This is a genomic window from Collinsella aerofaciens (assembly GCF_040920445.1).
Classification (GTDB): domain Bacteria; phylum Actinomycetota; class Coriobacteriia; order Coriobacteriales; family Coriobacteriaceae; genus Collinsella; species Collinsella aerofaciens_BH.
Genome location: NZ_JBCOTQ010000072.1, coordinates 1 through 8,254, shown reverse-complemented (window position 1 = coordinate 8,254; position 8,254 = coordinate 1). Strand labels below are relative to the sequence as shown.

At 59.7% G+C, this 8,254-nt stretch carries 7 protein-coding genes; all 7 read left to right on the top strand.

Annotated features, from left to right (window positions below):
- Positions 1–792 (top strand): substrate-binding domain-containing protein (locus tag AB5405_RS09155; protein ID WP_368138264.1); only part of this gene is annotated, 792 nt, incomplete at its 5' end.
- 460 nt (positions 793–1,252) lie between these two features.
- A complete protein-coding gene (gene uxaC / locus AB5405_RS09150) occupies positions 1,253–2,680 on the top strand; it encodes a glucuronate isomerase (RefSeq protein WP_316365156.1) in 1,428 nt (475 codons plus the stop codon).
- A 94-nt stretch (positions 2,681–2,774) separates the two neighbouring features.
- Complete coding sequence (locus AB5405_RS09145; protein WP_368138263.1) at positions 2,775–4,289, top strand: tagaturonate reductase; 1,515 nt, start codon at positions 2,775–2,777, stop codon at positions 4,287–4,289.
- A gap of 75 nt (positions 4,290–4,364) precedes the next feature.
- Positions 4,365–5,849 (top strand): UxaA family hydrolase, encoded by a 1,485-nt coding sequence (locus AB5405_RS09140; RefSeq protein ID WP_368138262.1) that lies wholly within the window; start codon positions 4,365–4,367, stop codon positions 5,847–5,849.
- Between the two features lie 412 nt (positions 5,850–6,261).
- Positions 6,262–7,689 (top strand): MFS transporter, encoded by a 1,428-nt coding sequence (locus AB5405_RS09135; protein ID WP_368138261.1) that lies wholly within the window; start codon positions 6,262–6,264, stop codon positions 7,687–7,689.
- Between the two features lie 9 nt (positions 7,690–7,698).
- The gene (locus tag AB5405_RS09130; protein ID WP_368138260.1) at positions 7,699–7,821 is read left to right on the top strand and encodes a hypothetical protein; all 123 of its coding nucleotides are present in this window, start codon (positions 7,699–7,701) and stop codon (positions 7,819–7,821) included.
- Positions 7,822–7,936: 115 nt separating this feature from the next.
- A partial coding sequence (locus AB5405_RS09125) for a hypothetical protein (protein WP_368138259.1) occupies positions 7,937–8,254 on the top strand: 318 nt, incomplete at its 3' end.

Sequence of the window (8,254 nt, the reverse complement as noted above, 5' to 3'; positions counted from 1 at the left end):
GGCATTACGGTTGAGCGCGTTGAATTTGGCGTGGGCGGCTACGCTGATGCACTCGAGCAAATCGACGAGCGTCTGCAGGTGGGCGAGAAGATTGATGGCTTGCTCGCCTATGCGCCGGGCGACGATCGTGCGACTGAGCTTTTGGGGCAGATCGCCGAGGCGGGCGTGACGATTGAGCTTGTCGACGGCGACCGTCCGCATTTGAATCGTTTGGGTGCGAGCTTGGCCGATTATTCGACGGCAGGCAGCCTTATGGCCGAGCAGGCGGCAAACCTGGTCCATGCTTCTGGGGCCGACGCCCGCGTGCTCCTTTTGACAGGCGACCCATATACCGATTCGCACTATCTAACCGCCCGCGCCTTCCACAATTACCTGCGCGAACGTGATATTCCATGGCAGGTTGAGGATCTTGCAGGTGCCCATGCGCAAGTCAAACAACTCGAGCATGAGCTCGAAAAGCGCTTGAGTGCGCCGGACGCCCCCGAACTTATCTGTAGCGTTTTTGCCGTTGGTTCCGAAGTGGTTGCCGACGCGCTCGTCTCGACCGGCAAGGCCGGTCGGGTCATGGTGATCGGCAACGACCTGTTTCCCGAAAGCGCCCTGGCCTTGCGCCGCGGTATCTTTACCAATATTGTCTATAAGGACCCGACGAGCCTGGCGTATCGCGGCGCTAAGACGCTGGGCGATTATCTGCTGTGGGGAAGGACCCCGACGGTGCCCGTCCAGAAGGGTGCCGTCGAGATGGTATTTGCCAGCAATGTCGACCGCTACTGCGAACTTGCGGGTATTTAGCCGATTGAGCAGGTACCCCCTCTTGCGACGTGCATTTTTGGGAGTATTCAGCATTGGCATGCCCTGAATGAGGTGCAGAACGACTGTTTTAAGTGCCCCCGATGGCGTAATTTGCCATCGGGGGCACTTTTTATGCCGATCGGGCGCTATCTGCGTTCCAAATAGGACGCTGAGGATGGCGCACGGCGCGCTCCAATGCTGAATACTCCCAAAAATGTACGTCGGGACATGACCCACCTGAGCAAAAGCGCTCAAGTTCGGTGTTCGGGGACGCCAAACAGTCCGCAATACATGCAAGTCACATCTCCAGCAACCGTTGAACGGGCAAAATCTACCGTTCACCCCGTGGTGGTTAGGTGAACGTTCACCTTTTGAGGTGCAATGGATTAGTATAGTGAACGTTCACCTAAAGGATAACGAGCGCGCCGTGCGCCCGCGTTGCCAGCAAAGGGGCTGTTTGATGAAAAACTTTATGGACGATCAGGATTTCCTGCTGAGCACTAAGACCGGCGAGGAGCTGTTCCACAACTTTGCCGAGGGCATGCCCATCGTCGACTATCACTGCCACATTTCTCCTAAGGAGATTTGGGAGGACAAGCGTTTCGAGAACATCACCGAGGTTTGGCTGGGCGGCGACCACTACAAGTGGCGCCTGATGCGTGCCAACGGCGTCGACGAGCGTTTTATCACTGGCGACGCCCCTGCTCGCGAGAAGTTCCAAAAGTGGGCCGAGACCCTGGGTCGCTGCGTTGGCAACCCCGTCTTTGAGTGGAGCCACCTGGAGCTTAAGCGCTACTTTGGCTACGAGGGCGTCCTCAACGGCAAGACTGCCCAGGAGGTCTGGGACCTTGCCAACGCCAAGCTCGCTGAGGCTAGCTTTACCTGCCGTAACCTGATCAAGCAGTCCAACGTCCGCATGATCTGCACTACCGACGACCCCGCCGACAGCTTTGAGTGGCACAAGAAGATTGCCGCCGACGACAGCTTTGACGTTCAGGTCGTTCCCGCCATGCGCCCCGATGCCGCTTTGCGCATCGAGCGCGGCCAGGAGTTTGCCGACTACTGCAAGCACCTCTCCGAGGTTGCCGGCGTTGAGGTCAGCGACTTTGAGGGCATGAAGGCTGCCATTTCCAAGCGCTACGACGTTGCTCACGAGCTGGGCTGCCGCGCATCCGACCACGCACTCGACTACGTTATGTACGTCCCGGCTACCGCCGACGAGATCGAGGCTATCTTTGCCAAGGGTCTGGCTGCCGAGCCGCTTACCGAGGAAGAGGTCCTCAAGTACAAGACTGCCTTTATGCAGTTCGTTGCCGGCGAGTATGTCCGTCTGGGCTGGGCCATGCAGCTGCACTTTGGCTGCAAGCGCGACAACAACCGCGCCATGTTCGCCAAACTCGGTCCCGACACCGGCTACGACTGCATCTCCAACTACACGCCGTCCGACCAGCTCGCCGATTTCCTCAACTCCATCCAGGAGACCTGCGGCCTGCCCAAGACCATCTTGTACAGCCTGAACCCCATCGATAACACCATGATCGATACCGTCATGGGTTGCTTCCAGGAGGCTCCGACTGCCGGTAAGATCCAGAACGGCTCCGCCTGGTGGTTCAACGACAACGAGGTCGGCATGCGCGAGCAGCTTACGGCTCTGGCTAACGAGGGCGTGTTGGGCAACTTTGTGGGCATGCTTACCGATTCCCGCTCCTTCCTGTCCTATCCGCGCCACGAGTACTTCCGTCGCGTGCTGTGCAGCGTGATCGGCGAGTGGGTCGAGCAGGGCAAGTACCCGGCCGACATGGAGCTGCTGGGCGAGGTTGTGCGTGACATCAGCTACAACAATGCGGTCCGCTACTTTGGCTTTGACCTGGACACCGACGAGGCCTAAGCCCGCATCGAATCACATCGAACCCTGGGCGCCGTTGCCACACGCGGAGCCCCGTTTTGCTTGCACGCTAACAGACATCTAAGGAGACACATAGATGGAGAACATCAGCTACGATACGCTCGAGAAGATCGGCTACGAGGGCTATCTTCTTCCCAAGGACGCGCCGGAGAAGGTCCTGCAGTTTGGCGAGGGCAACTTCCTACGCGCTTTCGTTGACCGCTTCTTTGACATGGGTAACGAGGCGACCGGCTGGAATGGCAAGATCGTCATGGTCCAGCCCATCAGCGGCGCCTTTGGCTTTGCCGACGGTATCAATGCCCAGGACGACCTGTATACCGTGCTGGTGCGCGGCAAGGAGGACGGCAACACGGTCGACGAGTCCCGCGTGATTAGCGCTTGCAGCCGCTGCATCAACCCGTACCGCGAGGACGACTACCGCGCCATGATGGAGGTCGCCGTCTCTGACGACCTGGAGATTATCGTCTCCAACACCACCGAGGCCGGTATCGCCTATGACCCGTCCTGCAAGGCCGACGACATGCCACCCGCGAGCTTCCCCGCCAAGCTTGCCCAGGTGCTCCACACCCGCTGGGCTGCCGGTAAGCCGGGCGTCATCGTCCTCGCCTGCGAGCTCATCGATCACAACGGTGAGGAGTTGCTGCGCATCATGAACCAGTATGTGAGCGACTGGGGCTGGGAGGACGAGTTTGCGCAGTGGATGGCCAACGACTGCACCGTCTGCACCACGCTCGTCGACACCATCGTACCGGGCCGTATCCGCGACGCATCCGAGGCCGCCGCGGTGGCTGAGCGTCTGGGCTACGAGGATCCCTTCCTGGCCGTGCGCGAGCCCTTCCAGATGTGGGGCATCCAGGGCGACGAGTCGCTTGCCGAGAAGCTTCCCTTTGTGAAGGCTGGTCTTCCGGGTGTCTTTGTGACTCCCGACGTCACCCCGTACAAAAAGCGCAAGGTCCGCATCCTCAACGGTGCCCACACCGCCTTTGTTCCGGGTTCCTGGGTTGCCGGCTTTGATATCGTGCGCGACTGCATGCACGACGAGACCGTCCGCGGCTTCATGAACACCATGCTCTACCACGAGGTCATCCCGACGCTTGCCGCCGATTTGGATGTCGAAGACTGCAAGGCCTTTGCCGCCGCCGTCGAGAACCGATTCGACAACCCGTTTATCGACCACGCGCTGCTCTCCATTTGCCTCAACTCCACGGCCAAGTGGCGCGCTCGCGACCTGCCCACGCTCAAGGACTATGTTGCCGAGACCGGCAGCCTGCCCAAGTGCCTGGCCACGAGCCTAGCTACGCTCATCGCCTTCTACACGCAGGAGCTTGTGTCCCGCGAGGGCGATGGCCTGCACCTGCGCCGTGCCGACGGCACCGAGTACACCGCTCAGGACGACGCCTTCGTGCTCGACTTCTACGCCGCCCACGCCGGTGCAGACGATGCCGAGCTGGTGCACGACGTGCTCACCAATGAGCAGATGTGGGGCGAGGACCTTACGCAGATCGCCGGCCTTGAGGAATTTGTCGTCAACGCGCTCACCGTCGTGCGCGCCGAGGGCGTCAAGCAGGCCTTCGCCGACGCCCAGGCGTAAATTCCCGATGCGGGCGCCAGACGGCTTGCCCGCGCCTCGACTTCTGCTCAACCTGTAGGGTTAGGACCATTTGTAATGAACACTATCCAGATCAATCCGGCCGATAACGTGATCGTCGCGCTGTCGCCGCTTGCCAAGGGCGCCGCCGTCGCGGTTCCCGGGGTGGGCGAGGTCGTTGCCGCGGAGGATATTCCGCAGGGCCACAAGATGGCCGTGCGTGCCATTGCGGCGGGGGAGGACGTCGTCAAGTACGGTCTTCCTATCGGCCACGTGACGGGCGACATCCAGCCCGGTCAGTGGCTTCATACGCATAACGTCAAGACCAACCTTTCGGGCGAGGTCGAGTACGTTTACAATCCGACGCATCCGGTCGTTGAGCCGGTTGAGCCCGAGACCTTTATGGGCTTCCGTCGTGCCGACGGCCGCGCCGCCACGCGCAACGAGCTGTGGATCATCCCCACGGTCGGCTGCGTCAACGAGGTCGCACGTGCCATGTGCGAGCAGGCACAGGATCTGGTCGAGGGTTCGCTGGAGGGCGTTTACTATTTCCCGCATCCCTTTGGCTGCTCCCAGACCGGCGCCGACCACGCTCAGACACGCCGTCTGCTGGTGGCGCTCTCGCGTCACGCAAACGCTGCGGGTGTGCTGTTCCTGTCCCTTGGTTGCGAAAACTGCACGCACCAGCAGGTGCTCGACGAGCTCGGTGACTTCGATCACGAGCGCGTTCGCTTCCTCACCTGCCAGGATGTAGCCGACGAGCAGGTCGAGGGCCACAAGATTCTGTCTGAGCTGGCCGACCTGGCCAAGCAGGCCAAGCGTGAGCCCATTCCCGCCTCCGAGCTGGTCATTGGCCTTAAGTGCGGTGGATCTGACGGTCTTTCGGGCATTACCGCCAACCCCACGATCGGTCGCGTGAGCGATATGGTCGTAGCCCGCGGTGGCACATCGGTGCTCACCGAGGTGCCCGAGATGTTTGGCGCGGAGAGCATTCTGCTCGATCGTTGCGAGAGCCAAGACGTCTTTAACGCGGCGGCCGACATGCTCAACGGCTTTAAGGACTACTTTATCAGCCACGGCGAGGTCGTCTATGAGAACCCGAGCCCCGGCAACAAGGACGGCGGCATTACCACGCTCGAGGACAAGAGCTGCGGCTGCGTGCAAAAGGGCGGATCTGCCCCCATCGTCGACGTGCTGCCGTACGCCGGTCAGGCTACCAAGCATGGTTTGAACATGTTGTGCGGTCCGGGCAACGACATGGTATCCACCACGGCCCTGACGGCTGCCGGCTGCCACGTGATCCTGTTCTCGACCGGCCGCGGCACGCCGTTTGGTGCGCCGGCGCCTACGCTCAAGGTGTTCACCAACCAGCGTCTGTGCGACCACAAGGCCAACTGGATGGACTTTAACGCCGGTGTGGTCGCCACCGGCGAGCGCACGCTCGACGAGGCTGCCCATGACCTGTACCAGCTGGTGCTGGACACGGCGAGCGGCAAGCTTACCAGCGCCGAGCGTCGCGGCTGTCACGAGATCAGCATCTGGAAGGACGGCGTCTGCCTGTAGCGATGACACGTTGAGCGCGTGATCGGGCAAGCTGTTGCAAAGACCGGACGACCCCGCTGAGGACATTCTCGGCGGGGTCGTTTTTTCGTTTCTCGTTGCGTTGTCGTGCACGGCTTTTTTGGGGAAGGGTGCCCGGCACCTCCCTCATCTCCAGAGAACAATGAACGTTCACCTAGTGGTTGCGTGGTGCTGAATCGACTTAATAATCAAAAATGCAGGGATATTTTCATTTTCAGGTCCGTTCAACGGCAAAAAACGACCGTTCAAGGATAATATACAAGTGAACGTTCACCTATTATAAGCAAATCGCGCATAATCTAGCTAAACGTTCACCCTGAACGGCATGCAGACAGACGTCGGTATGGACTCCAATGTCTTGTTCCAAGACAATCGAGAAAAGAGAGGGAGCTCGATGACTAACAAGATCGGTAAAAAGCGCAAGATCACATTCTGGACGCGCTTGGGCTTTGGTATGGGCGGTATGCTCAATTCCGGTGCCCTGACCTTTACGCACAGCTACATGGTGCTGTTCCTGTCCACGGAGTGTGGCCTGTCCGCAGGCGAGGCTGCACTGATCAGCTCGTTTGCCATCTATGTCAACGCCATTCTTTGCCCGCTGATGGGCTTTGTGGCCGATAACTTCTATGCCACCAAGATTGGCCGCATCTTTGGTCGTCGTCGTTTCTGGATCTTGCTGGCCATCCCGATGATGATCGCCGAGCCGCTCATCTTCGTGGCTACGCCGTTTGGCTTCCCGTACTACTTTGTGCTGTACCTGATCTACAACGTCGCGTACACGTTCTGCACCGCCAACCTGTCGCCGCTTACCATCGAGATGACCGACGACTTTAAGGAGCGTACGTACCTCACCGGCTACAAGCATCTCTTTGGTAACGCCGCCGGCTTCCTGATGGCTGCACTTGTGGGCTTCGGCTTTGGCACCTTCGGCGAGACCAACCCGTTCAGCTACTTCATCATCGCTACGGTCAACGCTTCGGTCATGGCAATCTCGCTGCTTTGTGTGTACCTGTCCACGTGGGAGCACACCCCCGAGGAGGTCGCTCAGGAGAAGATCGAGAGCGTCGGCGAGGGTATCAAGAAGTTCTTCATCGACGTTATCTCCACCTTCCGCAACAAGTCCTTCCGCAAGGTCCTGTACGCACAGGTCTCCACGAAGCTCGCTGCTGCCTGCTGGTCTGCCTGCCTGTCCTTCTTCATCGTCTACTGCCTGCAGATTCCTAAGTCCTACGAGTCCGTGATGGAGATGCCTGGCAAGGTCGTCGCTATCGTCTGCACCGCCATCTGGGTCGCCCTCATGGCCAAGAAGGGCTTCCACAAGTCTTGGTACCTCGCAAATGTCGGTTGCGCTGCGTGCATCATTGCCTACAACTACTTCGCCTTTGGTCAGATTAACGGCACCTCCACGGTCGCCATCGCCATGATCGCCTACCCCATCATCTTCGCCATCTGGAAGTTCTTCTACGTCGGCTTCCAGTACCTGCCCGATGTTCTGCTCAACTACATCCCCGATGTCGATGAGCTCATCACCCTGCGTCGTCGCGAGGGCATCTACAGCTCCGCGCAGCAGCTCTGCCAGCAGATCGCCCAGGCTATCGCCGTCAACGTGTGGGCTATCGTCCTTGCTGCCTCCGGCTTCATTCAGACCGCCGGCAATAGCGACGCCGTGACCCAGCCCGCTACCGTGCCTCTGTATATCTGCGGCTACATGATCATCGGCTGCGCCGGCTTCTTCCTGCTTGCGGCCGTCCTTGCCCGCGGCATCAAGATCGACAAGGAGCAGTGCGACGTCCTTTGCGACGAGATTCACCGAGTCAAGTAGGGTGGCAAGATGGCCGACGTCAAGCCCGAGGTCAAGGCGCTTTGCGAGGAGCTCTCCGGCTTTAAGTACGAGGACTGCTTTGCCCACAACAACGTTGGCTTCCAGGACGGTAGCGTAACTCCCGCCGAGTAAGGCCGACATATCGTCCAAATCACAGGGCCGTGCCACCGGAATTCCGCCGGCAGGCACGGCCCTTTTTCAACAGCGTACAATTTGCCTTTAGAGCATCTTTTTGAGGGAGAAACCCATGGAGACGAACGTTATCTGGCGCAACGCGCGCGCGGCGGTTATCGAGCTTGACGACGGCGGTTACTTTACCTGCGCCGATACGTGGGAGATCTTTGTCAACGACGAGCCCGCCGGTACCACGAATACGGTCGAGACCTATGTCGACGGCCTGACCCCCGGCAAGCGCAACCTGGTCCGTTTTGTCTGTGGCGAGCGTGAGCTGAGCGTAGGTGTCACCACGCCGGCTGAGCCCTTTACCATCAACGTTCGCGACTGTGGCGCCAAGGGCGATGCCGAGCATGATGACACCACCAACATCCAGGCTGCCATCATGGCC

Bases quoted from the DNA above. Each gene is read 5' to 3' on its own strand.
- AB5405_RS09135 (WP_368138261.1), top strand. From the start codon at position 6,262: ATGACTAACAAGATCGGTAAAAAGCGCAAGATCACATTCTGGACGCGC.
- AB5405_RS09140 (WP_368138262.1), top strand. From the start codon at position 4,365: ATGAACACTATCCAGATCAATCCGGCCGATAACGTGATCGTCGCGCTG.
- uxaC (WP_316365156.1), top strand. From the start codon at position 1,253: ATGAAAAACTTTATGGACGATCAGGATTTCCTGCTGAGCACTAAGACC.
- AB5405_RS09130 (WP_368138260.1), top strand. From the start codon at position 7,699: ATGGCCGACGTCAAGCCCGAGGTCAAGGCGCTTTGCGAGGAGCTCTCC.
- AB5405_RS09145 (WP_368138263.1), top strand. From the start codon at position 2,775: ATGGAGAACATCAGCTACGATACGCTCGAGAAGATCGGCTACGAGGGC.